This window comes from Anaerophaga thermohalophila DSM 12881 (assembly GCF_000191885.1).
In the GTDB taxonomy this organism is placed as follows: domain Bacteria; phylum Bacteroidota; class Bacteroidia; order Bacteroidales; family Marinilabiliaceae; genus Anaerophaga; species Anaerophaga thermohalophila.
This window is the reverse complement of sequence record NZ_AEWI01000013.1, coordinates 223,119-249,284: the sequence shown is the minus strand read 5'-3', so window position 1 is coordinate 249,284 and position 26,166 is coordinate 223,119. Positions and strand designations below refer to the sequence as shown.

Sequence of the window (26,166 nt, the reverse complement as noted above, 5' to 3'; positions counted from 1 at the left end):
CTAACGGTTGTTCAGTTACCGGAACAACCAATGTTGTTGTGAGTGATCCTGTCATTGATAATATAGATAACAGCGGTACTGTATGTGAAGGTTCAGATGTTACATTGAGTGTTAGTGTTTCGGGAGGGATTACGCCCTATAGCTACTTATGGAGCGGCCCTGACGGTTTCAGCAGCACGGCTCAGAATCCGACCATCCCGAATGTCACGCTGGCCAATGGGGGTGCTTATGATGTTACAGTGACCGATGCCAATGGGTGTATTGTTAATGGCAGCACTACAGTTACAGTAAACGAAAATCCGGTAATAGACGCTATTTCCAATGATGGCCCGGTTTGTGAAAGCGGTACGGTTAATTTATCTGTCACTATCATAGGTGGTTCAGGCCCATATACCTATTCATGGACAGGCCCCAATGGATTTACCAGTACTGATGAAGACCCTGTTCTGTCTGATATAACTCTTGCCGATGCCGGAAGCTATGATGTTGTCGTCACCGATGCCAATGGCTGTGGTTCAGCGACAGGTAGTACCACTGTTGTAGTGAATGAAAATCCTGTAATAGATAATATTGAAAACGACGGCCCTGTATGTGCAGGAGGGACTGTAAACTTATCTGTTACAGTCTCAGGTGGCACTTCTCCTTATTCTTATTTGTGGAGCGGCCCTGATGGTTTCAGCAGCACGGCTCAGAATCCGTCGGTAACCAATGTCACGCTGGCTAATGCCGGCGATTATGATGTGGTTGTTACCGATGCTAACGGTTGTTCAGTTACCGGAACAACCAATGTTGTTGTGAGTGATCCTGTCATTGATAATATAGATAACAGCGGTACTGTATGTGAAGGTTCGGATGTTACATTGAGTGTTAGTGTTTCGGGAGGGATTACGCCCTACAGCTACTTATGGAGCGGCCCTGACGGTTTCAGCAGCACGGCTCAGAATCCGACCATCCCGAATGTCACGCTGGCCAATGGGGGTGCTTATGATGTTACAGTGACCGATGCCAATGGGTGTATTGTTAATGGCAGCACTACAGTTACAGTAAACGAAAATCCGGTAATAGACGCTATTTCCAATGATGGCCCGGTTTGTGAAAGCGGTACGGTTAATTTATCTGTCACTATCATAGGTGGTTCAGGCCCATATACCTATTCATGGACAGGCCCCAATGGATTTACCAGTACTGATGAAGACCCTGTTCTGTCTGATATAACTCTTGCCGATGCCGGAAGCTATGATGTTGTCGTCACCGATGCCAATGGCTGTGGTTCAGCGACAGGTAGTACCACTGTTGTAGTGAACGAAAATCCTGTAATAGATAATATTGAAAACGACGGCCCTGTATGTGCAGGAGGGACTGTAAACTTATCTGTTACAGTCTCAGGTGGCACTTCTCCTTATTCTTATTTGTGGAGCGGCCCTGATGGTTTCAGCAGCACGGCTCAGAATCCGTCGGTAACCAATGTCACGCTGGCTAATGCCGGCGATTATGATGTGGTTGTTACCGATGATAACGGTTGTCCAGTTACCGGAACAACTAACGTTGTGATTAACGAACTCCCAACAGTTACTCTCGACGATGCTTCCACTTGTGACGGACAGGATATAACTTTAATAGCTTCATCGTCGGGAGGAAGCGGTAATTATGTTAATTATGTGTGGTACAACGGAGTTGGTAATGTTATTGCCAGTGGTGCATCCAATCAATTGACACTTACAGGAACTGACGTTGAACTTACAAATGATGGTGCTGCTTATAGTGTAACTGTTGAAGATAACAATGGCTGTATCAGTGCACCTGACGATATGATACTGACCGTCAATGAAAACCCGATTGTTATAATCTATCCCGGCGATCCGGAAATGAATATTTGTGCCGGAAATGACCTTGTGCTTGATGCAAATGCAACGGGAGGTAGTGGCTCATATTCATATCTTTGGGAATTGCCCGACGGGTCAACTATGACCGGTCAGCAAATTACAATTCCGGCTGTTACCGTCTCAAACGACGATGGTGTTTATACGGTAACTGTTACCGATGGTGTTTCCTGTTCAGGAACAGCACAAATAGATGTTCATGTCATAGAACTTACTGCTACCTTTTCTGCTTCGACAACCGCCGTTTGTGAAAACAACAAGGAGATTACATTTACTGCCGGCGGTGGAGAGCAGTACGAATTCTTCCGGTACGACAGTAATGCGGGTACGTGGAGCTCTGTTCAGGGGCCCGATGCCAATGATGTGTATGTAACCGATCAGCTTAATGACGGTGATCAGGTTTATGTTCATGTATTTGGAAGTGGCTGTGACGATATTTCTGATACAATTGATATTACTGTAAGAGAAAATCCGACCATCAGTTTTAATCCTGGGAATTTAACAGAAGTCTGCGAAGAAGAACAAATTGTTATTATGGTTCAGGCCAGTGGCGGTGATGGAAACTATACATACGAATGGTATCAGGATGGAACGCTTATTCCGGGGGTAAGCACCCACTCATATACTATTAATAATGCTTCCCTTTTCAATGCAGGCAATTACGAGGTTATTGCCATTGATGATAACGGAAATGGCTGTCCGAGTAATGCCATTGATGAAGATGTCGTTGTACACCCATTGCCGGCAGTTGATCTCGTAGCTGATCCACCTTCTGCACTGGAGGGGACGGAAGTTACCTTCACAGCAAATGGTAGTGGTGGCGATACTTTCAAATTCTTTATTAACGATGATGAAAAACAATACGGAACAAGTAATACATTTACAACCAATGCATTAGCAGATGGTGATTCTGTCAGTGTTCAGGTATTCAGTAGTTTTGAATGTCGCACCGATGACTATTTGATAATGAGTGTCTATGAAGGGGTTGATTTACCAATTGTAGTTGGAGTTAATAAAGAATACTGTGAAGGAACAGGAGGTGCTACGGTTGAAGTAACCAATCCGCAATTGGATATTACTTATGAAATTGTTTTGGAGGATGAAAGTGCCACCGCTTATTCTTCAATTATTTATGATGGAACTAATCAGGTTATATGGAATAATGTTCTGGATGCTGATCCTCCGAACGGCACCAATTACAGGGTTAAAGCTTACCGTGCGGCTGTGCCTTCGGAGTATGAGTTGAGTGAGTCGTTCGAGATCACAGAACATCCAAGACCCGATGTATATACAATGACAGTAGATGGTAGCCCGGTTTCTTTACCCGATGGCGACACTGCATCTGATTGTAATGCCGGCACTGGTTATGTTATTGGTCTTGAAAATTCATGGGGAGCAGATACGTACGAGTTGGTATTTAATGGTTCACAGGTACTTGAAACTAAGCCGGGCGGTGTTATTCCATTTGTTTTCGATAACAGTTACAGTTATGTTGGAACTTATACCATCAGGGCAATTGCCGGTTTTGGTTGTAGTGCCATGATGGAAGGCAGTTTTACCATCGAGGGTGATGAGCTACAATTATTTGATTTGCAGACTGAAAACGATGGTCGTTACTGTGAAGATGATCCGGATGGTGTAGAGCTTTCTCTTTCCGGTTCGGAAAGTGGGGTAGAATATATTGTTCTTCAGGATGGCAGTCCTGTTGATACCATAACCGGAAACGGAAATGCGCTGGTTTTAGGTAATTATCAACAGGTTGGTTCCGAGGCTACTACTTATTCGGTTGTTGCTTACTCTTCGGGAGGTTGTCCTTATCTGATGAATAATAGTATTGATGTTGAAGAAGTTACCTTACCGGATGCCGGTAATTTAGCAGTTTCAAATGGCGGTCATTATTGTGAAGGAGGTCAAGGTGTACATCTTACTTTGGAAAATCAGGAAGAAGGATTAACCTATTATCTTATTTATGAAAGCAATAATACCGTTGCTGTACATCACGGAGTGAGTGGCGGGGGAAATGTTAATTTTGTAAATGATACGGACGGAACAGAATGGTTCACCTCTGAAGGCGATTATTATGTTATATCAGAAACTAATGATCTGGGATGTGTTTCATCTGAAAGTAACTCAGTAACTGTTGAGACAGACCCATTGCCAGAGGATAGACCAATACTTGGAGAATTGGGTTTTTGCCCTGGTGGTGGGACTAATTTGTATATTGAAGATTCCCAAAACGACGTTGAATATCAATTGTTTGATGTTGTTGATGATGTCTCTTATGGGAGTGCTGTAAGTGGCAATGGCTCAACATTAAGTTTTGCTGTCACAGATAGCTCGTCATACACGATTTTGGCAACTAATACTTCCACCGGATGCGCCAGAAACTTTGAAGATACAGTTAAAGTTGTAGAGTATGATGTACCTGATGCTACGTTGAGTATGGTTGTTGATAGTGTAGTGATTTCAGGGAATCCTTGTGCACCGAAAGAAGCTATTGTTTCTATCGAGAATCCTGAAGAAGGAGTTACATATTACCTCTGGCGTGAGGGGAATAGCTCTTATAGTAGTTTTGTTGAAGTGACACAAGCTGGTTTGTCTGAAGTCGAGTTTCCGGATGCCATAATCGACAGGAACGGTCACTATTATATTACTGCAATCGGAAATTCTGGTTGTGAAGTAAGATTACTTGACGAAGAGGATATTCACATCGAGGGGGCAATTTCTGTCTTTGGTTTGAATGGAGGTGCAAATTTATGCCAGGGAGATGGTGCTACAACTGTTAGTACTACCGGCAGTGAAACGAGCGTAACCTATTCATTAATATACGTTTCTAATGGCCATGTTTATGATACTCAACCCGGGAATGGTTATCCAATAGATTTTGTTCCCGATGTCTCTTCCAATAGTTACTTCTATCTGGAAGCAGATAATGGTTCAGGTTGTAAAATGGTGATGGACAGTCTTCGTGTAAAATTTAATCCTTTACCAAAGGCCTTTGAAATGACCGGATCAGGTGTTTATTGCGATATGTCTGTTGGGGGTGCGCAAGTTGGACTGAATGGATCCGAATTTGGTGTTGATTATTTCCTGCTTGAAGAAAATACCGGACAAGCTGATGTTGAAGAAGGTAGATATGACGGAGGCCCTCTTACTTTTAATGTACTAGTTCCTAATGGTACATATACTGTTTTTGCTAAAAATCAAACGACAGGTTGTACCTCAAGTATGAAAGATACTGTAAGAGTGATTTATGAGGATACACCACCCCAACCGAATTTCGTTACAAATCCTGTTATTTCGTGTGGTCAGGAATATACTGAAATAGAAATCGATAATGCGGTGTCTGGTGTAGATTATGAATTGGTTAATATTTCGAATGTTGATTCTGTTATAATTGCCAGAAAGGCAACTATTAATGGTGATTTTGTTATTTCACCAGTTGCCAGTGGAAGCTACTATGTAAAAGCCTCGTGGGGAGGTTCCTGTGATGTAATTTCAGAACAAATCGACATAGAGACTGGAGAGATTGTTCTGCCTGCTCAGGTAGAGGATTACAGCATGAATTATTGTTATGGAGAACCCATCTCAATTACCGCTTTTATAGATTCAGACCACTGGACTTATGAATTGGCAGATGAAAATCAAAGTGTATTAAGTCACATTTACGGCAGTGTTGGGGCTGATAATAGCATTACATGGACGTTCGACAGTACTGAGGTTTCTCAAAAGTACTATGTTCGTGTTGCTGATGGCTCCGGTTTCTGTGGAGAGGAATATAGTAGTGAAATTAGTGTCTCAGTTGCTCAAGCTGTTAATCCTCCTGTTATTGCTTCAGATACAATTTTCTATTGTCCTGAAGCCTTCAATAAAGGAACTGTAATTGTTGAAAATTCATCGTCTGATTATGCTTATTACCTGTATCGTTCGGACGATACTTCAACATATTTTAGAAGATTATTTGGAGAGGATGGAAATGATATTGGTTTTGAATATCTTGATAGTGCAGAATATGTTATCAGTGCCATTGATTTGACGTCAGGTTGTGAAAGTGAGTTTGATACAGTTTTGGTGTCTCCTTATTCTTCTCCCGCATATATTGACAGGTATATCAGCGACATTTTACTGGGGATTAATGTTACTGACACACTTTATCTTGGCGACAATGGGTTATCAATTGATGTAGATAATTTGGAAAGTGATTTGAATTATTATCTCATTAATGAAGAGGAAGACACAGTAGAATTTGATAATAGCATTGGTGGTACCATTGATATTAATGAGCCGGGAGAATATCAGTTATTTGTCCAGTACTCTGATGTATCATGTGAGCCTGTTCCATACAATGGCGTTTTGTATGTATTTGAAGATATGTTAGAAGCACATCCTGCATTCATATATCTTAATGAAAATGAGGTTAGTGATAGCGTGACTGTCAATGTTACCAAAACAGATATTGATATTGATAACCTGAATTTCTTTTTTCCCGAATCAGAAACTAACCCATATTTATATGAGGGTGATTTTGGTATTATACAATTTAAGGATCAAACAACAGGGTTTGTTGAGTATACGAAAGCGCCTTCATTTTTTGGTGTAGACACCATTCTTTATCGGGTAGAGAATCTTTTAGAACCGTCAAGGTGGGATCAGGACACAATATTTATTTATGTAGGTAATAAAAATATGACAGAAGATAGATCCATTTTTATTCCCAATGCTTTTTCTCCAAATGGTGATGGCATAAATGATTATTTTGTAATATCTTCAAACAGGTCAAGGACAGAAGAAAGCACGTTTGAAGTGTTTAACAGGTGGGGAACGTTAGTCTATCGTTCCCAGGGTAAGGTCTATCAGAACGATTGGGATGGAAAATCGAATATCAATAATATGATAGCTATTGGCGATGATTTACCAAACGGGGTATATTTCTATGTATATACGGTCAAGGCAAATGTTGATGGAGAAACGGTTATTAAGAAATTTAATGGTTTCGTCGAACTTCGTCGCTAATGGATAAAGAATAATTCTAAACCCGTGATTATGAAGGAAAGGTTTTATATAACAGGATTGGTGCTGATGTTGGTTCTTGGGGCCTCTTTAAAGGCCCAGGACCAATACCAGTTCAATCACTATATCGCCAACCAGGGATTATTAAATCCTGCATATAATGGAACAAGGGACATTATAAGCGGACTTTTGATACATCGGAGTCAATGGCTGGGAATGGAAGGTGCGCCAATGAATGAGGCGTTAAATATACATTCCCCTATTGAAGATACAAATTTAGGTGTTGGTCTGGTTCTTGTGAACGATCACATCGGGTTTAGCAATACTTTTGATGCCTTTGCCGCTGCTTCCTATAAATTACAAATCGACCGGAACAATCGTTTTCTTTCGTTTGGTTTGCAGGCCGGTGTTAGTTCTCTGGTTTGGGACGGAACCAAAGCTGAAGTTAATGATCCCAGTGACCCCGTCTTCGACAGCAAGGAATCAAAAATGATTTTTAATGTTGGTTTTGGTGTTTATTTTTATTCAGACACCTATTTTGCAGGCTTTTCTGTTCCAAAGATATTTACCAATCAGTTTGATGAAGACCCCAATGTTAATGACTTTAAAAATACATTGGATTTGAAGAACATGCATTCATATCTTTACGGGGGATATGTTTTTGAGCTTGAGGAGGTAAAAATTAAACCAACCATGCTGGTGAAGTATGTTTATGGGGCACCATTACAATTAGATATTACGGGTAACGTTATGTTTATGGACAAGCTTTGGTTAGGACTGTCTTACAGGACCATTTCCGATGTTGTTTTTCTGGGGGAATATATTATTAATGATCGGTTTACTGTCCGGTATTCTTTCGATTATCCGATAAGCGAATTAAACCAGTTTGATAATTACGGAACACATGAAATCAGTCTGCAATTTGATTTTACGTTCAACAGAAGACCTGGAATGCGTTCCATTAGATATTTTTGATGTGTTCTTCCATTTCGAAATTTTTGCAATATGAAGCTAAAAAAGATATTTTCACTTATTATGCTCTTCATACTCTCTGTATCAATGGTACTGGGTCAGAGCCGAACCATCAGGAGGGGAGATAAGTTTTTTGAAAATGAAGAATACTTTAAGGCCCTTCAGTATTATAATGAAGCAAAAAGCCAGGGTGAAGAGTTATCTGTTGATGTTCAGAGACGAATAGCGCATTGCTATTATTATTTGAACGAAATTGACCGGGCATATAATGCTTTTGATGACCTGAAAGGGAAGCTAAAGCCCGAAGACCTCGTCAATTATGCATTATCTGCTCATAAAAACGGGTTTTATCAGGAAGCCATCGATTTGTACCGTAAAACACGGCAGTATAATGTTGGTAATCAGGCTCAGATCAAGAAATTGATGGAATCATGCATTTGGGCCCTTGAGCATAATGAGTACAATCCAAACTACTATGTTAACCCGTCTGACTTTTTGACATTCGGACAATCGTTTGGTATTCAGTATTACAAAGACGGTGTTGTTTATTCTTCATCCTCCGGAGATGAAGGCGGAAGCAGGGATGTCGACAGGTATGGTAAGGAATTCCTGAATCTTTATTATTCCGAACTTGGGGAGAACGGCGAAATATTGAGTAAACGTCTTTTTGACGAAAATATGGTTTTTGATTATCACGTAGGAGCCATTTCTTTTACTTCCGATCAAAAAACCATGTACTATACACGGTCGGTAAGAATTCCCGGAGGAGAAAGCCGGATAAAGATTTATTCTGTTGAGTTTGATGGTGAGCATTGGGTCAACGAAAAGGTTCTTCCAATTAACAGTAATGACTACGACTGTGCCTATCCTGCAGTAACGCCTGATGACCGGTACCTGGTATTTGCCTCAAATATGAAGGGAGGATACGGAGGCACCGATCTTTATGTGGCTGAACGGTATGAAGACGGGCGGTTCGGTCAACCGCGAAATCTCGGATCGCAAATCAATACGTTTGGTAACGAACGTTTCCCGTTTGTTAGTAAAGACTATGTATTATATTACAGCAGCGACGGGCTGGAAGGATTTGGAGGATTGGATATTTTCAAGGCGGAAAAGACCGGAGAAGCTTCGTGGGGTAATCCGATGAATATGAAGCGACCATTTAATTCCAATAAGGATGATTTTGGTTACGTGATCGATCCAAACGATCCTACCAGGGGGTTTTTGTCTTCAAACCGCATTAGTAGCGGGGAAGATGTAATTTTCTATGTTGAGCCCAGAAATCCTGAAGAAGAGGAAGAGTCAGAAGAGATGTTACCTATGGGAGGTATCTTATATGATGAAGATGTAAGTGTTGAAGAAGAAATGCCTATGGGAGGACTCGAGGTTCAACCTGAAGCTGAGCCCGAACCCGAGCCCGAGCCCGATTTGTCGGTATTTCCGGATGCCTTATCCACTCGTGTAACCAGCACATTTAACGGGACTCCTGTAGAAAATGCCGCGGTACTTGTGAAAGACAATTCCACAAATGAAACAGTGGTAGAAGGAAGTACGGATAAAAACGGCAGGGTGCATTTGGTTTTGCCGGATGAATACCGGAAGGAGGATCAATCGTTTGAAATTATGGTTTCTAAGGGTGACGAGTATAAAGAAATAAATATGATTGTTGATATCATGGAACTGGAAGACATTGCCAGAAATGGTATCGCTCTCACGCCTGTTTTTGATGATGCTGTCCTGGATGATATCGGAACAATGATTATTCCTTATCGGGGAGAAAGTATTACTGCTGAAGGAAGAGAAGTACTCAATAAACTGGCAGCATATTTGCAAAATAATCCGAATGTTGTGGTTAAGCTGAATGCCCATACCGATGCCAGAGGAAATAAATACAACAACTTACTCGTATCACAAAAAGTTGCTGAGAAAGCTGAAAACTATTTGATGGAAAGAGGGATTGATGACGAAAATGTAATTCCACGAGGATATGGTGAGAGATATTTGGTTAATAAATGTCATCGGGGGAAAGTTTGCGAAGAAAGTGAACATCTCGAAAACCGTAGAATTGAAGTAGTTGTATGGAAAATGCTGGAATAAACAAAACAAGAATAAAAATATAGATCGTAAGCAATGATAAAAATATTCAAATATTCTTTTTTTGGAGCTGTTTTGTTATTACAATCACTTTGTGGTGATGCATTGGCTGATAAGCTGGCTCATTTGCGTTCTGCAAAAAAAATTGTTGCAGTTCATGAAATTTCTGCTCCCTACTTTGCAATTCAGATTCTTGCTTTGAAAAGGCCGCCGCAAAATCCGTCATTTTTTAAAAACATTGATAAAGCGAAAGAATATGTTTGTGCCGATGGTTATGTGCGTTATACGGTTGGAGAGTTTGAATCAAAAGAGGAGGCCAGGCAAAATATTTCCATCGTAAAATCTATGGGATATACTGAATGTTTTGTGGTTGATATCAGGGGCTATAACCTGGCAAGAGGTGCTTCGTCAACGGTCTCGTCTGGATATGAACCAGATGAAAACACGGATTATACTGTGCAGATTGCTGCATTCCGATATCCTGTTTATACATCTGAATTTGAAGAATTTGATGATGTTATGGAGTTTTATTTGGATGACAGAATTTACCGATACACAGTAGGCCGCTATTCAGGCGCCGAAGCAAAGAGGGCATTGGAAAGAATAAAGTCCATGGGATACCCGCAGGCACATTTGGTTCCTTATGAGAAATACAAACCTTACCGAATTGAATAGTATTTTTTGTATGTTTGCATGAACAGCAAGCCGGCCTGTCGCCCGATAAGGGAGGAAAGTCCGGACAACACAGAGCGCCGCGCTTCCTAACGGGAAGATGGCCGTGAGGCCATGCAGGTGTAACAGAAAATAACCGCCTTCGGGTAAGGGTGAAAAGGTGGGGTAAGAGCCCACCGGTTTCGGTGGTGACACCGGAAGCCGTACACCCCGCGGGTTGCAAGACCATGTATATCCCGGTTCCTTTCAGGTACGGGGTTGCTCGCTCCGGTTCCGTTTTTTGGAAGCCGGGAAGGGTAGGTCGCTAAAGAAAGCAGGTGACTGCTTTCGCAGATCAATGACAGGCATCCTGGTAACAGGGTACAGAATCCGGCTTACAGGTTTGCTGTTTTATTTTTATTTCATGAAGGAGCTTTTTAACAAAATACGAATATTTCTGTTAGAAGACATTTGGAGAATTAGCAGGGATGAAACCAGTAAACGGCAATTCTGGTTAATCCGTTTTCTTCGTATTTTTTCACTCGCTATTCGTCGGTTTATTATCGACCAATGTCAGATAAAGGCATCGGCACTCACTTTTTTTTCCCTCCTCTCTGTTGTTCCTGTTGTTGCCATGGCTTTCGGAATTGCTAAGGGATTTGGCTTTCGTGAAGCGCTGGAACAGGAGCTTCAACAACGTCTTGTCGGTCATGAAGAGGTCGTCAAATGGGTGCAGGAGTTTGCGCTCGACTATCTGGACAACACCAAAGGGGGGATGATTGCCGGCATAGGATTTGGTATTTTGCTGTTTTTGATAATGCGGCTGATGAATAGCATTGAAGTATCATTTAATGATATTTGGGACGTTAAGAAATCCCGTTCACTTCTTAGAAAATTTAGTGATTACGTTTCTCTGGTATTGGTAGGTATTCTTTTATTGGTTACCTCGGGGAGTATCGTTGTTTTTATAGCCAACCAGATGCGCGATTTGTGGGTAGTTGGTTATGCCAGCGGTTTTCTGGTCTGGGTGGCTCCATATCTCCTGGTCTGGCTTGTTTTTTCCTTGTTTTTCATGATTATGCCAAACACCAAAGTAAAACCGCTTTCTGCTGTTTTCGGAGGAGTGATTGCAGGGACGTTGTTTTTGGCCGTACAATACGGATACATCTATTTTCAGGTTGGTGTTTCACGATATAATGCCATTTATGGTAGTTTCGCGGCCTTACCGCTCTTCCTCATCTGGATGCAGGCCAGTTGGAATATTGTTCTTTTTGGCGCCGAGCTGACTTTTGCCCATCAAAATGAAAGAAGTTTTGAATTCGAAGTTGATACCCGTAATATGAGTATATATGCTCAAAAGCTGGTGAGCATTTTAATTGTCAGAGAAGTTGTCAAAGCTTTTGCGAAAAAAGAAAAGCCGCTTTCAGTTTCTGAACTGGCCGAAAAATTGAAACTGCCCATCAGACTGGTTACCGATCTTGTTTATAAGCTTTTTGATGCCGGTGTTTTGGCTGAACTTGAAACCGACAGTAAAGACGATATGGTCGTTATGCCCGCGTATGATATTAATAAAATGACCATATCCGATATTCTTCATCAAATTGAACATACTGGTTATTCCGAAACCATTCTTGAGAGAACCAATGCTGCCGAACTGATCAGAACAAAATTTGACGGTTTTGAACGTATTGTTTATGAATCGCCGGGAAACTGTCTCCTGAAAGATATTTAAAAATAACCGACTGGTAGAAATTTAGCGGCCAGCAGGCTGAAGTAATAAATTTTGTAGAAAAGAATTTTCAGTTTGTTCGGAAGATTGGCCTGGTAAGTAATCATTTAGCTCTTCATAATAAATAATTGAGATAGAGCTTTTTGTAGTTTGAGTTGGATGAAACGAGCATGACAAAAATTGTCACAAAAGAACATGTATATAATCAATCATGCGAGTTCCATTCGACCAATAACTTAGATTTATTTTATACGGATGAAAGCTTTGTACAAGATGCCGTAAAATGGGATTAGAAGCAAAGCTTCAGCATGGTGAAAATTTATCAAATTTCAACTCAGAGATAGAGAATATTTAAAGAAATGCTTATATTGGTTTCACAAAAGAATGATGTTAACCAATGATATTTTGCGCATAGTAATTATGAAGCGATGACAAGGTTTGTCATAAAAGAACATGTATAAACACCATCTAACCTCTAATCATAAAAGAAATCAAATGAGGGAACAGATTTTCTTCGTTGTTACCTCCTCAGAATGACACTGAGCGCTCTGTCATTCTGAGCGGAGCGAAGAATCTAAAATCAATTAAAGCATAATAAGTTCCATCAGACCAATAACTTAGATTAATTTTATACTGATGAAAAAGATGAATAAATTATTTTTGTGGAGTTTGCTGGTTTTTAGTGCATTTTTGATGTCTTGTTCAACAGTTCCGATAACCGGACGAAAACAAATGAATCTTTTGCCTGAATCGGAAATAATGGCAATGAGTTTGAGTCAATATAGCGATTTTTTAAGTCAGAACAAATTGTCAGAGGATAAGGAAAACGTTGAAATGGTTCACCGGGTAGGGAACAGGATTGCCCAGGCTGTAGAAAAATATTTTACAGAGCACGGGATGAGTGACCGTTTGAATAACTTTGAATGGGAATTTAACCTGGTAGAAGAAGATACCCCTAACGCTTGGTGTATGCCTGGCGGCAAAGTGGTTGTTTATACCGGTATTTTACCAATAACTGAGAATGAAACCGGGCTTGCCGTAGTAATGGGACACGAAATTGCTCATGCTGTCGCCCGACACGGTAACGAAAGAATGAGTCAGCAATTGACTGTTCAGGGACTTGGAACTGCTCTTGCCATCGCCATTGATGAAAAACCCGAGCAAACGAAAAACCTGTTTATGGCTGCTTATGGCCTTGGTAGTCAATTGGCTTATGTATTACCTTATTCACGTACTCATGAAACAGAGGCCGACCAGATGGGGCTGATCTTCATGGCAATGGCCGGTTACAATCCACAGGAAGCTGTTGACTTCTGGCAGCGTATGTCAGAGCTCGGGGGAGAAAAACCACCCGAATTTTTGAGCACGCACCCGACCGACGAAACCAGGATAAACAATTTAAAAAAGTTTATGCCTGAGGCGATGACATATTATAATCCGAATGGAGATTGAGAACGGTTTTCCTCAGCATGGACAGCTTTGTGAGCAGACTTTTCAGATGATCCAGATGTAGCATATTGGCACCATCACTTTTAGCATTTGCAGGATCGAAATGGGTCTCCAGAAAGATGCCGTTACAACCTACAGCAATCCCTGCTTTTGCTATGGTTTCAATTAGTTCCGGTTTTCCGCCGGTTACGCCGGCCGGCTGATTGGGTTGTTGTAATGAGTGCGTGATGTCCAATACTACAGGAACATTCATCTTTTGCATGACGGGAATACCGCGGTAATCTACAATCAGGTCCTGATAGCCAAAAGTAGTTCCCCTGTCTGTCACCATTACCTGATTGTTGCCGCTGTCGCGCACTTTATTAATGGCAAATATCATTGCTTCCGGCGCCAGGAACTGTCCTTTCTTAATATTGACAACTTTTTCTGTTTTTGCTGCCGCCACCAGAATATCCGTTTGGCGACACAGGAAAGCCGGAATTTGCAATATATCCACGTACTCAGCCGCCATTGCTGCTTCGGTAGCAGAATGAATATCGGTTATGGTTGGAATATTAAATGTTTCGGATACTTTTCTGAGAATTTTAAGTGCTTTTTCATCACCTATTCCGGTAAACGAATCAATGCGTGAACGATTGGCTTTACGATATGAACCTTTAAATACATAAGGAATTTTCAGATCATTGGTTACTTCTGTAACTTTTTCTGCAATTCTAAGCGCCATCTCTTCTCCCTCTATGGCACATGGTCCGGCAAGAAGAAAAAACTGCTCGCTGCCGGCGTTTTTTATTTTCGGAATGCTGTTGATATTCATCAGTATAAAATTTATTTATTAAGGTCGGATGGAACTCGCATGCAAGAATTAATACATGTTCTTTTGTGGTAATCTTTGCCATGCTCGTTGCATCAGTATAAAATTTAGTCTAAGTTATTGGTCGAATGGAAGTCGTCCCGATTACTTGAGACTCGCCTCATTTTTTTATTTGTACTTGATAACCTGAAAGAGTCTTCGTTGTACCTCCTCAGAATAACAAGAGTGGTCTTCTTGTCATTCTGAGCAAAGCGAAGAATCTCATCCGGCATAATGGTTAATTGGACAATAATCCATATCAAATCTGTGTCCTCTGTGGTGAACCCTCCACCTCCACCTTAATTAACCTCTATTGATCAGTAATAATTGGTTCCTGAAATAATCTGTGCTCATCTGTGTCATTCGTGGTGAATTCTCAACCTAAACCTCAACCTCAATCTTAACCTGCTTTGCTCATTAATCTTTTCCTGACGGATAGGTATTGGTCATTGATAATTGCCTTCAATTATAATCATAATAGCCTTCTTATTTTTTACTTTTCCAAAGTTTATTCATTCGTTCTGCAATTTTTGCTTCCTGCTGGTTATCCTGAGGAAAAAATAGTTTCGTGTCTTTAATTTGGTCAGGTAAATAATCCTGAATTACAAAATTATCTTTAAAGTCATGTGCATATTTGTATTCTTTGCCATAGTCGAGTTGCTTCATCAATTTAGTCGGAGCATTGCGCAGATGCAAAGGTACGGGAAGATTTCCGGTTTTTCGTACTACTTCCTGAGCATTGTTGATGGCCATATAGGCAGAGTTGCTTTTAGGACTTGTAGCCAGGTAAATGGTTACTTCACTCAAAATGATTCTTGCTTCGGGCCATCCTATCATATTTATAGCTTCAAATGCATTAGTGGCCAGCAATAACGCATTAGGATTTGCCAATCCGATATCTTCAGAGGCCGAAATGATTAATCGCCGGGCTATAAATTTGGGGTCTTCGCCACCTTCAACCATTCTGGCCAGCCAGTAAACAGCCGCATCGGGATCACTGCCGCGAATCGACTTGATAAATGCCGAAATGATGTCGTAATGAATTTCGCCGTTTTTGTCGTACTGAGCCGGGTTTTGCTGAAGGTTTCTGGTTACGTTCTCATTGGTTATCACAATGGTTTCTTCGTCGGTGAAAGAGTTGCTGATCAGCTCAATGATGTTAAGGAATTTCCTTGCATCGCCTCCGGAAAATCTAAAAAGAGCATCATCTTCCTTCAATTCTATTTTCCTGTTTTTTAATACCGGGTCTTCCGTACATATACGATCGAACAGTACCATTAAGTCCTCCTTTTCGAGGGGTTTCAGTACATAAACCTGACAACGCGAAAGAAGGGGAGAAATAACTTCGAATGAAGGGTTTTCTGTGGTGGCACCGATCAGCGTAACAGTGCCTTCTTCCACAGCGCCTAACAGACTGTCTTGTTGTGATTTACTAAACCGGTGTATCTCATCAATGAATAAGATGGGAGATGCCGAGTTGAAAAATCTTGATTTTTTGGCTTTTTCAATCGCTTCACGTACATCTTTTACTCCTGAGCTTACAGCGGAGAGAACAAAGAATGGTCGTTCAAGCTGATGAGCAATTATCCTTGCCAGCGTTGTTTTTCCAACACCGGGAGGTCCCCATAAAATAATAGAAGAAACCCTTCCTGATGTAACCATCTGATACAATATTGATCCTTCACCAACCAGATGTTTCTGACCAATGTATTGATCAAGTGTTCGTGGTCGCATCCGTTCTGCAAGAGGGGGGTATCCATTCATAAAAAGGGAGTTTTTTTATTAATGAATGCGGTATAAAAAGCATATTTTTGTCAAAATCAAGGCGTTTTAAATTTTTGTACCGGAGTTAACTTTTTGTTAATGAGGATGCAAAAATTTAAAACAACAACGGGTTTGGCAACAAAGATGCTTTTTGGACCGTACTCATTATTTGTTGACAAAGTTAAGAAAATATGAAGTGGCTAAATAGTATCTGTCTATAAAGTCCCATTTGTTAGTGTTACGCTTGTCGCTAAAATACTCATTCAGAAGTAGCTTTTGTAATATTTTTTCAAAAAAACCAACAAAAAGCACATTCGGGACTCCGTTTTGGCGGCTTCGCAAGTCTCCGATAATATCAGGGCAGGCATTGCAACCGGCACTTTCCGGGAGAACTTTTTTTTTCTGAATTTCTTCTAAACAAAATGTTTGGAAAATTGAAAAAAGTACCGTAAATTCAAAACAATGTGACAAAAAATAATATTTGGTTTAAGTTTTTTAAGTCTGCTGAGGAACATATTAAATGATGATAAAAAGCAGGTAAAATCATGGCAATTCTGCTAATTTTGCGGAAAAAATAAAATAGATTTCAAATTATGGATATTCTGAACAAAATAAAAGTACGTGCTGCTGAAAACAAGAAAAGAATCGTTCTTCCCGAAGGAACCGAAGAAAGAACTTTAAGAGCTGCCGATGAGGTTCTGGAAGAAGGTTTTGCTGACATTATTCTTATCGGCAACCCGAAAGACATTGAAAAGGAAAGTCGTCGCCTGGTTTTGAAAAATATTAACAGGGCTAAAATTATTGATCCTGCAGACCATCCCAAAAAGCGTGAATACATTGATTTGCTTGTTGAGGTAAGAAAAAATAAAGGAATGACGCATGAAGAAGCGTCGAATCTTGTGGAGGATCCCCTTTATCTTTCGGTTCTGATGATCAAGAATGGTGATGCCGATGGTGAAGTTGCCGGCGCTGATAATGCTACAGGCGATGTTTTGCGTCCTGCTTTTCAGATTGTTAAAACTCAACCGGGCATTAGCGTTGTTTCGGGTGCATTTATAATGATTCTCAAGGATAAAGAATTCGGGGAGGATGGCATTATTATTTTTGCAGATGGTGCGGTTCATCCGGATCCAACGGCTGAGGAACTTGCTGAGATTGCAGTTTCTACCGGGCAAACCACCAGAAATCTTCTTGGCTTTGAACCCCGGATCGCCATGTTGAGCTTTTCTACAAAAGGAAGTGCCAAACATGAAATGGTGGATAAAGTAGTAAAGGCTACTGAACTGGCCAAACAAAAAGACCACTCTCTTAAAATTGATGGCGAGCTGCAGGTTGATGCCGCATTGATTCCCGAAATTGGACATAAAAAGGCCCCGGGCAGTGAAATTGCCGGAAAAGCCAATGTCTTTATTTTCCCCTCGCTTGAATCCGGTAACATTGCTTACAAACTAGTTCAGAGGCTTGCTCATGCAGAAGCCATCGGGCCTGTTTTGCAGGGTATGGCAGCACCTATTAATGATTTATCCAGAGGTTGTTCGGTTAGCGATATTGTTAGTTTGGTAGCAATTACTGCCAACCAGGCAATAGGTAAATAATTTTATCGTTCCCGGCCGGAAATTCCCCGGTCTTTTTTATTTGCTATTACAGCATATTTCGTTAAACCATTACAAGCATTTGATAGTAATATGTTTATGACAATAAATTTTTTGCAACAAAAATGCATGAGCGCAGTCTAAAAAGCCTTTTGACCTCTAAATCCCCTAACGGGGACTTTTTCAAACTGCTGATTTTTAGCAGTTCCCCTTTAGGGGTCAGGGGTAAAAATGGTAAAAATCAGCAGTTTGAAGGCTTTTTATACTGCACTTATGCATGTTATAAGGCCTGTAAGATTTATTTTATATCTGATAATCTAACGATCTAACGATCTAACGATCTAACGATCTAACGATCTATTATATAGTCTTTTTCCGAAAAACAAAAAAGAAGAATGTAGAAATGGCAGAAATTGTTGTTGAACCCATTGAAAGGTATGCACTAAGTGCCAAACGGCGTGTCAAGACCCTGTTTTCTAAAATTGGTGTTGTAGGCTGCGGGAAGGAAGGTCAGAATATAGTTCGTATTGCAGCATGGCATGGGATTGAGGTCGTTTTTATTGAGTTGAGCGAAGAAAAAATTCAGAATTCGCTGGACAACATCAGCAGGGAACTTGACAACCGAATAGAGAGCTGGGGGTTGACCTCTGGTGAAAAACGAGCCATTATGGGCCGGATTAAAGGGTCTCTTGATTTTCAGGATCTTGCCGGTTCCGATTTTGTGATTGAAGCCATCCGGGCTGATGAGAAAACCGGCCTACGCAGTATCGATGTTCGAAAAGATGTTTTTCACAAAATAGAGCAGGTGGTTGACCGCGATGCCATTATTGCAACCAATTCAACCACAATCATAATTACCGAGCTGGCCAGTGAACTGGAATACCCCGATCGCTGTGTTAGTCTTCATTTCTTTGTTACTTCTCCCGAGGCTCGTATTATCGAGGTGGTGAAGGGACTTTATACCACCGATGAGGTATATAAAAAGGTTTGCACCTTTGTTAAGCTTATCAACAGGGAAGTAATTCCTGTGGAAGAGTCGGCCGGACTGATTAGTATCCGTCTGTTTGTAACCCTTCTGAACGAGGCTTGTGAAGCATTGATGGAAGGTGTTGCTACCGCTGAGAATATCGATAAAACGATGATAATTGGAATGGGGATGCGATATGGTGCGTTCCAGATGGCTGATATCATTGGACTTAATAAGGTGGAAAAATGGATGGAAAATCTCTACGAAGAGTTTGGAGGACCAAAATACAAGGCTTCACCTTTGATCAAGCGGCTTGTCCGGGCCAAGCGTCTTGGCGTTCGAACAGGACACGGGTTTTTTAAATATGATGCCAACGGAAATAAAATAGAAGAGTAAAGATATTAGAAATGAAGGTATTAGTTCTTAATTGCGGAAGCTCATCAATTAAATATCAGTTGTTTAACATGGTCGATTCCACCCGGGAAGTGATGGCAAAAGGAGGAGTTGAAAAAGTGGGACTCAAGGGGTCTTTCCTTAAACATGAAAAATCTTCGGGAGAGAAAGTACTGCTTGAGGGTGAAATTCTCGACCATCAGACAGGCATCGATTATATTCTTGGTGTCTTGATAAGTGAAAGGCACGGCTGTATTGATGATCTGAATGAAATTGATGCAGTAGGCCACAGGGTTGTTCATGGTGGAGAGATGTTTAACTCCAGTGTTTTTATTACAGACGAGGTAATAAAAAAGATGGAAGAGTGTATTGAGCTTGCTCCTTTACATAATCCCCCCAATCTTAAAGGGATTAATGCCATATCATCTTTGCTTCCCGATGTTCCCCAGGTAGGGGTTTTTGATACGGCTTTTCACCAAACTATGCCCAAATATGCATATATGTATGCAATTCCTCAGGCCCTTTATAAGAAGTATGGTATCCGACGGTACGGATTTCACGGAACCAGCCATCGTTATGTCAGTCGGCGTGCCTGTGAACTGCTCGACAGAGATTTCAACACTCAGAAAATAATTTCCTGTCATCTTGGAAACGGAGCTTCCGTTGCAGCAATAAAAAACGGAGAATCTGTGGACACTTCCATGGGATTTACACCAATTGAGGGACTGATGATGGGGACCCGTTGTGGCGATCTTGACGTTGGTGCTGTAACATTCATCATGGATAAAGAAAATATAGGTACCCGGTCTGCTTCTACTTTGTTTAACAAGCATAGTGGAATGCTTGGTGTTACTGGTATATCGTCCGATATGAGAGAAATTGAAGATTCTGCCGGGAAAGGTGACGAAAATTCCAGGTTAGGTATAGAAATGTACGGATATCGCATTAAAAAGTATATAGGTGCCTATGCTGCTGCTATGGGAGGTGTTGATATTCTTGTGTTTACGGGGGGAATCGGCGAAAATGGAGACTTAGTCAGAAGTAAAGCCTGCGAAGGATTGTCGTTTTTGGGTGTTAAGATTAATGAGTCAAAAAACAAAGGGCTACGTGGCAAGGAGATGGACATCAGTAGTTCAGGAAGTCAGGTCAGAGTTATGGTTGTACCAACCAATGAAGAGTTGGTAATTGCCCAGGATACCAAAAATATTGTTGAGGGACTTGCGAACAGGTAGGTTGAGATGTTAATAGGTTGAGAAGTATATATGTTCTATTCACATTAAGGATTGAGTATGTTTAAACATCTGTCGGATTTACAAAATCAGATTGATCCTTCAAAGCCGGCAAAGAAGCTTGCTCTGGCTGTTTCGCAGGATAATTTTTCATTGAATGCCCTTTACAAAGCTTATAAAGCTGGCTTTATTTCTCCTGTTTTGATTGGCGACAGGGAAGAGACGTACCACATTATTGAAGAGAGGGGATATGATTTTGGTAATTCTACTTTCATCGGGGAATCTGATCCTGAAAAGTGTGTAGAAATTGCTGTTCGAATGGTACATGACGGAAAAGCCGATGTGCTGATGAAAGGTAAAGTCTCCACGCCGGTGCTTTTGCGGGGTGTTCTTAACAAAGATTGGGGGCTTCGAACCGGAAGATTATTATCCCATTTGGCCTTTTTTGAGGTGGCCACCTATCATAAGCTTATTGCGGTTACTGATGTTGCCATGAATATAGCTCCCACATTGCGCGATAAAATCTGCATAGTGGAGAATTCGGTACAATACCTGAATACGCTTGGTATTAAAAGACCGAAAGTAGCTGTTCTGGGTGCTATAGAAATGGTGAATGAAAGTATGCAGGCTACTACCGACGCTGCTTTATTGAGTAAAATGAATCAGCGCGACCAGATAAAAAATTGTATCATTGACGGCCCCCTTGCTTTCGATAATGCCGTTAGTTTTGAAAGTGCGCATCATAAGAACATAAAAAGTGAAGTGGCTGGTGATACGGACCTTCTTTTAATGCCCGATATTGAAGTTGGTAATGTTTTATATAAAAGCCTGGTCTTTTTTGCCAATGCTAAAGTTGCTTCCGTTATTTTAGGTGCTTCTGCGCCTATAGTGCTGACATCAAGAAGTGATACTGAGGAGAGTAAATTTTACAGCATCCTGCTTGCTGTTTTGGCTTGATATCTTTTACTGAAAGCTTTTTTGATTTTCGGACCACCCGCAAATCTTGTACATGTGTTCTTAATCAGGCTACATAAGCTATTAAAATAATTTGTAATCACCATTATGGAAAAATTTAAAATTCTTGTTATTAACCCGGGATCTACATCTACAAAGATTGCTGTTTACGAAAACATCAAATCAGTATTGTTGAAAACATTACGGCATTCGCCCGAAGAGCTGGCAAAGTACGACGATATCCCCAGCCAGTATGAGTTTCGTAAAGAAGCGGTGCTTAACGAATTGAAACATGCCGGTATTGAGGTGGAAAGTATTAATGCCGTGGTGGGGCGTGGCGGATTGCTTCGCCCTATTCCGTCGGGTGTTTATGAGGTGAATGAAAAGATGAAAAACGATCTGAAAAGTCGTAGCGGGAAACAGCAACATGCCAGTAATCTGGGCGGATTGATCGCCGACGACATTGCCGGAAGTCTTCCAAATGCAAGAGCTTTTATTGCAGACCCTATAGTTGTTGACGAGTTGCATGACGTTGCCCGGATCACCGGTCTTCCGGAGTTACCGCGACAATCCATATTTCATGCACTTAATCAGAAGGCGGTGGCACGAAACTATGCACGTTCGGTGGAAAAGAATTATGAAGAACTGAATCTGATCGTGGCTCACCTGGGTGGTGGGATATCAATTGGCGCCCACTATAAAGGACGGGTTATTGATGTCAATAATGCACTTGACGGATACGGGCCGTTTTCGCCCGAAAGAGCCGGCACATTGCCATCCGGAGGGCTTGTTGATATGTGTTTCAGCGGAAAATACAGTCACGATGAAATGCGAAAAAAAGTGACCGGCAAAGGCGGGTTGATGGCACATCTGGGAACCAATCAGGCTCATGAAGCAGAAGAGAGAGCCCTTAACGGAGATAAAAAGGCCGAATTGCTGCTTCATGCCATGTCGTATCAGGTTGCGAAAAATATCGGAGCATGTGTTTCTGTATTACAAGGTGAAGTAGATGCAGTTTTAATTACCGGCGGTATGGCACAGAACAATACTGTGGTAGGCTACATCCGTAAATATATCGACTGGATAGGAAATATAAAAATTTATCCCGGTGAAGATGAGATGTCTGCACTGGCTATGAATGCGCTTGAAGTTCTGAAAGGAGAAATGGAATGCAAAGAGTATTAACCAGAACTTCCGGTAGATAGATAAATTCTGCAAGAGTTTCTGAAACTTTGTTTTTGCCTGTTTCAGAAACTTTTTTGGTTTTGACACGTTTCAAACAAAAAATCAAGGGATGTTACGCATTTTTGTTTTTACGGTATTATTTATTCTTACATCGTTAATTTCCGGACAAATCAGTCATGGCGGAAGACCTTTGATGATGGATGCCGGCAAGACATTGAAAGGAGTTGGTACATCCGTATTTCGCGACCGGGAATCTGTTGTCAGCTTTCAACCGCCTTCCAGGGAATATGTTCAAAACGAACTGATGAACAATAGGAAAGGTCGTCCCTTGCGATTTGCTTATCCGAATTTTGTGGAACTGACGCCTGACAATTCGGGAATAACGACCGTTCTTGATGATGGTCGTCTCTATTGGCAATTAAGGATAAAATCGTCCGGTGCTTATTCTCTTAATGTTGTTTTTGACCGGTTTCAACTTCAGCCGGGCGATTCTCTTTTCATTTACAATCCTTCCGGTAGTTATGTTTTAGGTGCATTAACCACAGAAAATAACAAAAACTGGGGTGGATTGGCCACCGCACCCGTTCCGGGCGATGAAATAATCATCGAATGGAGGGGAAATAAAATAGGGGAGGATGCAACAAAATTGAAAATTGGTGCGGTCAATCATGATTTTCTTAATGTTTTTGATGTTTTTTCATCGAAAACAGGAAATTTTGGTGACAGCGGTTCTTGTCATACCGATCTTACCTGTTTCGATAATGATACTTTTTTACAAAACGGAAGGTCTGCTTGTGAGGTAATTGTCAATGGTACGGAATATTGCAGTGGTACTTTACTCAATAATACCAATAACGACGGTACCCCTTATGTTTTGACAGCCGGGCATTGTCTTGGTTCAGAGATTTCTCCGGAGTCGGTAGTTGTCATCTTTAATTATGAAGTTCCTCAATGTCAGACATTTATTGATGGAAGTAAAATTCAAAGTATTTCCGGTTCCGATTTGCGTGCTTTTGCCGACCAGCTGGATTTTGCCCTGCTCGAAATGTCGGAATATCCCCCTGATTATTTTCGAACTTACTATTCCGGTTGGGATTTGACCACATTACCCTCGGGCGTGGTGCATTCGGTTCATCATCCGTACGGGGACGTTAAAAAAGTGGCTGTTTCTTCAGGAGTTCCGGTTGTGGCATCATATTCAGCGACGTCCCGTTTTGGAAATACTTTTTTGAATGATTCTCACTGGAAAGTGGCCGAATGGGCCGATGGAACTACCGAACCCGGTTCCTCGGGAGCAGGTTTATTTCTTGACAACGGTGCATTTATCGGGTCTCTTTCGGGAGGAGCTGCTACGTGTAGTAATCCGGTGAATGATTATTTTATCCGGTTAAACAAGATATGGGATCATTTACCCGAAGATACGGCACGTGTTGATGTCTGGCTTAACCCTTCCGGTGAAGCTTTGACCAGCCTTCCCGGCTATGATCCGGTAGGAACTGGTATGCTGAGGGTATCTCATTTTCCTGATAACGGGACTCCTCAGGTTCAGGAAATTACAGGTGAAGGCGGGTTATGGACAGGCCCCAACAGTCTTAATATTACCGATGTGGCCGAAAAATTTGATGAATTTATTTCGGGTCAGATATATGGAGTTTTTTTAGTACCCGGGAAAAATTACGTGGCAGATGACGGAGAAGTTGATATAAAAATCTGGTCGGGATTGAACAAACCGGAGTTGCTTTTAGGGGGTAAAAATAATGTGAAAATAAATGGGGAAGCCGACAAAGAGATACTGGTGTTGTTTGATCAGCCGGTTTCTTTTTCGGGGCCTTTTTTTGTCGGTTATTCCAATGATTACATTGCGCCGGTTGATTCGTTTGCTGTCTATCAGGCATATCTTAGTAAAACCAGCAATTCTTTATATCTGAAATCTCCGGACTTAGGATGGCAACCCTATCCTGATTTGAGTGGTGATCTTCCTTCGATGGTTTGGATCGATGCACTTGTCGGTAATGCTGTTTTTACCGACTCCAGCGATGTGTTGGTGCCCGAACACTTCACCATTGCTCCTAATCCTGCTGCAAGTTATACCTATATTTATTACACCGAAGACGGGACAGGAGAAATTTCTGTTTTTGACCTGAACGGGAAATTGGTATTGACCCAAAACATAGTCATATACCAAAATCGTTATCAGTTTATCTTTTCAAAGCGTTTGAAGTCAGGAGTTTATTTTCTTCAGCTCAGAGTCAACGGAAAAACTTCTGTTTCTAAACTGATTGTTCGCTAATACGGAATCCCGTTAACAATCAGTTCAGTATTTTCAGGTTGTCGATGCAAAACATTTCAGGCGTTATCATATCACCGTCATCGTTGGTTTTGCTGCTCGAAAGAGAGAATTGAATTTTGTTGACAGTACCAAGTTCACTGAGTTTTATTGTTGTCCATTCCTCGATAATATAATCTCTTTTGTTGTTATCGAAGCGATAGTCGGCGAGAAAGAAGTCTATCGACGAAGTAATTTCTCCTTTTGCATTGATGCCGGTAATGGTTAATTTACACCAGTCAGGTTTTTCACTTCCCTGCCCTCCCATTCTCTCAAACTCATCTGTACCGAAATCCATCAAATAGTGACCGAGTGTGGTATTATTAACATCTATTGATTTCAGATTATGTTCCCGGTCATCATTAAAATGAATGGTTGGAGCAGGCCGATCCGTTTTTTTTGGTACACGTACCAGTACAAAATAATCTTCTTTATTCTGGATATTGTAAACACTGAAGGGTTCAATATTTTCTATCACTGTAGATTTACTACCCATGTTACTGTAGCCAAATCCTTCCCAGATAGTATCATTGGTGTACTGGTTTGGAAAAAACAGTTCTTTATGAGTGAAACCTTCTTTGGCGTCCGATCCGATCCAGAAAGTATCCACTTTGGTTGAGAGGGCCAGGCTATTAAAATCTGCAAGAATAATTACATCCACCGGAATGACCATTGAATCACTGCCATAGGGGGTTGTTACTTTGAAAAAATATTCAATGCTACCAAGGTTGTTAGCGGTATCAAGTAAGAACTGTCCGGTGTGATCCAATGCGACATTGTTTTTCCTCCATTCGTAGCTGGCGTCAAAGTTGTAAGTAATTTTGGGTTGTAAGGATATGGTATCTCCAAGATTTACTTCTATTTCCCGCCCGCTGTTGGCCAAAAATATCTCGGGGGGAGGGATGGTCTTCTCTTCCTCTGTGCAGGCAAAAAAACAGCCATGAAAACGACAATAATGAGAGGAAAATGAAACAAGCCTGAAGTTTTGGTTTTGAAAACCGGCCACAACTTACCCGTCTCTTCCCTGGTCTTCTTTTGCCTTCCACGATTTCTCCGGTATTCCTTGGACACACTTTTTGTCTTTTTCGGAAAACAGGTATGAATGATGAAGTTGATAGTTT

The 26,166-nt window shown here is 41.2% G+C and carries 15 protein-coding genes and 1 other RNA gene; 13 read left to right on the top strand and 3 right to left on the bottom strand.

Features of this window, described 5'->3' with window-relative positions; genetic code table 11:
* Nucleotides 1-38 precede the first annotated feature (38 nt).
* From ATH1_RS0106000 to ATH1_RS0105970, 7 genes are all read left to right on the top strand, one after another.
* Nucleotides 39-6,893, top strand: a complete 6,855-nt coding sequence (locus tag ATH1_RS0106000) for a T9SS type B sorting domain-containing protein (protein WP_211208070.1) — start codon at nt 39-41, stop codon at nt 6,891-6,893.
* Between the two features lie 30 nt (nt 6,894-6,923).
* Complete coding sequence (locus ATH1_RS0105995) at nt 6,924-7,865, top strand: PorP/SprF family type IX secretion system membrane protein (protein ID WP_010418932.1); 942 nt, start codon at nt 6,924-6,926, stop codon at nt 7,863-7,865.
* A 30-nt stretch (nt 7,866-7,895) separates the two neighbouring features.
* Nucleotides 7,896-9,959: an OmpA family protein gene (locus tag ATH1_RS0105990; RefSeq protein ID WP_169312180.1), complete on the top strand. Its 2,064-nt coding sequence runs from the start codon at nt 7,896-7,898 to the stop codon at nt 9,957-9,959.
* Nucleotides 9,960-9,992: 33 nt separating this feature from the next.
* Nucleotides 9,993-10,631 (top strand): SPOR domain-containing protein, encoded by a 639-nt coding sequence (locus ATH1_RS0105985; protein WP_010418928.1) that lies wholly within the window; start codon nt 9,993-9,995, stop codon nt 10,629-10,631.
* A gap of 22 nt (nt 10,632-10,653) precedes the next feature.
* Nucleotides 10,654-11,021: RNase P RNA component class A (gene rnpB / locus ATH1_RS20050), an RNA gene on the top strand.
* 10 nt (nt 11,022-11,031) lie between these two features.
* The gene (locus ATH1_RS19030) at nt 11,032-12,339 is read left to right on the top strand and encodes a YihY/virulence factor BrkB family protein (protein WP_081467425.1); all 1,308 of its coding nucleotides are present in this window, start codon (nt 11,032-11,034) and stop codon (nt 12,337-12,339) included.
* 633 nt (nt 12,340-12,972) lie between these two features.
* Nucleotides 12,973-13,788 carry a M48 family metallopeptidase gene (locus tag ATH1_RS0105970; RefSeq protein ID WP_029163983.1) on the top strand — a complete coding sequence of 272 codons (816 nt, stop codon included), beginning with the start codon at nt 12,973-12,975 and terminating at the stop codon, nt 13,786-13,788.
* Here the strand turns inward: ATH1_RS0105970 and kdsA are convergent.
* On the bottom strand, nt 13,745-14,599 hold the full coding sequence (gene kdsA / locus ATH1_RS0105965) for a 3-deoxy-8-phosphooctulonate synthase (RefSeq protein ID WP_010418920.1): 855 nt from the start codon (nt 14,597-14,599) through the stop codon (nt 13,745-13,747). The two genes, ATH1_RS0105970 and kdsA, sit on opposite strands and share 44 nt — an antisense overlap.
* A gap of 522 nt (nt 14,600-15,121) precedes the next feature.
* On the bottom strand, nt 15,122-16,399 hold the full coding sequence (locus ATH1_RS0105960; RefSeq protein WP_010418916.1) for a replication-associated recombination protein A: 1,278 nt from the start codon (nt 16,397-16,399) through the stop codon (nt 15,122-15,124).
* 593 nt (nt 16,400-16,992) lie between these two features.
* On the opposite strand from ATH1_RS0105960, the gene pta reads away from it, so the two are divergent.
* The 6 genes from pta to ATH1_RS0105925 all read left to right on the top strand — a co-directional run bounded on the left by pta (nt 16,993) and on the right by ATH1_RS0105925 (nt 25,009).
* Complete coding sequence (gene pta, locus ATH1_RS0105950; protein WP_010418910.1) at nt 16,993-17,994, top strand: phosphate acetyltransferase; 1,002 nt, start codon at nt 16,993-16,995, stop codon at nt 17,992-17,994.
* A 400-nt stretch (nt 17,995-18,394) separates the two neighbouring features.
* A complete protein-coding gene (locus ATH1_RS0105945; protein WP_010418907.1) occupies nt 18,395-19,354 on the top strand; it encodes a 3-hydroxyacyl-CoA dehydrogenase family protein in 960 nt (319 codons plus the stop codon).
* A gap of 11 nt (nt 19,355-19,365) precedes the next feature.
* Nucleotides 19,366-20,583, top strand: coding sequence for an acetate/propionate family kinase (locus ATH1_RS0105940; protein ID WP_010418905.1), 1,218 nt, complete (start codon nt 19,366-19,368; stop codon nt 20,581-20,583).
* Nucleotides 20,584-20,640: 57 nt separating this feature from the next.
* The gene (locus ATH1_RS0105935) at nt 20,641-21,537 is read left to right on the top strand and encodes a bifunctional enoyl-CoA hydratase/phosphate acetyltransferase (RefSeq protein ID WP_010418903.1); all 897 of its coding nucleotides are present in this window, start codon (nt 20,641-20,643) and stop codon (nt 21,535-21,537) included.
* A gap of 105 nt (nt 21,538-21,642) precedes the next feature.
* Nucleotides 21,643-22,719, top strand: coding sequence for a butyrate kinase (gene buk, locus ATH1_RS0105930; protein WP_010418900.1), 1,077 nt, complete (start codon nt 21,643-21,645; stop codon nt 22,717-22,719).
* 109 nt (nt 22,720-22,828) lie between these two features.
* On the top strand, nt 22,829-25,009 hold the full coding sequence (locus ATH1_RS0105925) for a T9SS type A sorting domain-containing protein (RefSeq protein ID WP_010418895.1): 2,181 nt from the start codon (nt 22,829-22,831) through the stop codon (nt 25,007-25,009).
* Between the two features lie 19 nt (nt 25,010-25,028).
* Here ATH1_RS0105925 and ATH1_RS0105920 read toward each other — a convergent pair whose 3' ends face one another.
* Nucleotides 25,029-26,051, bottom strand: coding sequence for a DUF4465 domain-containing protein (locus tag ATH1_RS0105920; RefSeq protein ID WP_010418892.1), 1,023 nt, complete (start codon nt 26,049-26,051; stop codon nt 25,029-25,031).
* Nucleotides 26,052-26,166: the final 115 nt, after the last annotated feature.

Excerpts from the sequence above, each read along its gene's own strand:
- ATH1_RS0105925 (WP_010418895.1), top strand. The coding sequence starts at position 22,829 with ATGTTACGCATTTTTGTTTTTACGGTATTATTTATTCTTACATCGTTA.
- ATH1_RS0105990 (WP_169312180.1), top strand. The coding sequence starts at position 7,896 with ATGAAGCTAAAAAAGATATTTTCACTTATTATGCTCTTCATACTCTCT.
- ATH1_RS0105940 (WP_010418905.1), top strand. The coding sequence starts at position 19,366 with ATGAAGGTATTAGTTCTTAATTGCGGAAGCTCATCAATTAAATATCAG.
- ATH1_RS0105935 (WP_010418903.1), top strand. The coding sequence starts at position 20,641 with ATGTTTAAACATCTGTCGGATTTACAAAATCAGATTGATCCTTCAAAG.
- ATH1_RS0105945 (WP_010418907.1), top strand. The coding sequence starts at position 18,395 with ATGGCAGAAATTGTTGTTGAACCCATTGAAAGGTATGCACTAAGTGCC.
- ATH1_RS19030 (WP_081467425.1), top strand. The coding sequence starts at position 11,032 with ATGAAGGAGCTTTTTAACAAAATACGAATATTTCTGTTAGAAGACATT.
- kdsA (WP_010418920.1), bottom strand. The coding sequence starts at position 14,599 with ATGAATATCAACAGCATTCCGAAAATAAAAAACGCCGGCAGCGAGCAG.
- pta (WP_010418910.1), top strand. The coding sequence starts at position 16,993 with ATGGATATTCTGAACAAAATAAAAGTACGTGCTGCTGAAAACAAGAAA.
- ATH1_RS0105970 (WP_029163983.1), top strand. The coding sequence starts at position 12,973 with ATGAAAAAGATGAATAAATTATTTTTGTGGAGTTTGCTGGTTTTTAGT.
- ATH1_RS0105960 (WP_010418916.1), bottom strand. The coding sequence starts at position 16,399 with ATGAATGGATACCCCCCTCTTGCAGAACGGATGCGACCACGAACACTT.
- ATH1_RS0105985 (WP_010418928.1), top strand. The coding sequence starts at position 9,993 with ATGATAAAAATATTCAAATATTCTTTTTTTGGAGCTGTTTTGTTATTA.
- buk (WP_010418900.1), top strand. The coding sequence starts at position 21,643 with ATGGAAAAATTTAAAATTCTTGTTATTAACCCGGGATCTACATCTACA.
- ATH1_RS0105995 (WP_010418932.1), top strand. The coding sequence starts at position 6,924 with ATGAAGGAAAGGTTTTATATAACAGGATTGGTGCTGATGTTGGTTCTT.